Here is a 412-nt window from a genome sequence, read left to right on the forward strand (position 1 = left end):
TCACTTGGCCGAGCCTTCCGGGACGGAAGCCTCTGACCCCTTTGCCGTTATCGCCGCGGCAGCGAGGAAAACCTCATCGCTGCGGGACAACAAACCCTGCTTGCGCGCCGCCTCGATGAGATCGGGCCGCTTGCGCATTGTGTTCATCAGCGCCTGCTGGCGGCGCCACTTCTCGATCTCGGCGTGATGGCCACCCAGCAGCACATCGGGCACACGCACACCTTCGTACTCTTCCGGCCGCGTGTAGTGCGGGCAGTCGAGCAGACCGTTGACGAAGCTGTCTTGCACTGCCGATTGCGCATCGCCCAGCACGCCAGGCAACTGTCGCACTACCGCGTCGATGATCGCCATCGCCGCAATCTCGCCGCCGGAGAGGACAAAATCGCCAAGGCTGATTTCCTCATCAACGCGA

Annotated in this window: 1 pseudogene; it reads right to left on the reverse strand. The window is 63.1% G+C overall.

The features are described 5' to 3' along the window. Positions 1–412 (reverse strand): annotated as a pseudogene (locus C1I95_RS37525) (tRNA (guanosine(37)-N1)-methyltransferase TrmD); the annotation flags it as partial.

The organism is Micromonospora craterilacus, assembly GCF_003236315.1.
GTDB lineage: Bacteria > Actinomycetota > Actinomycetes > Mycobacteriales > Micromonosporaceae > Micromonospora > Micromonospora craterilacus.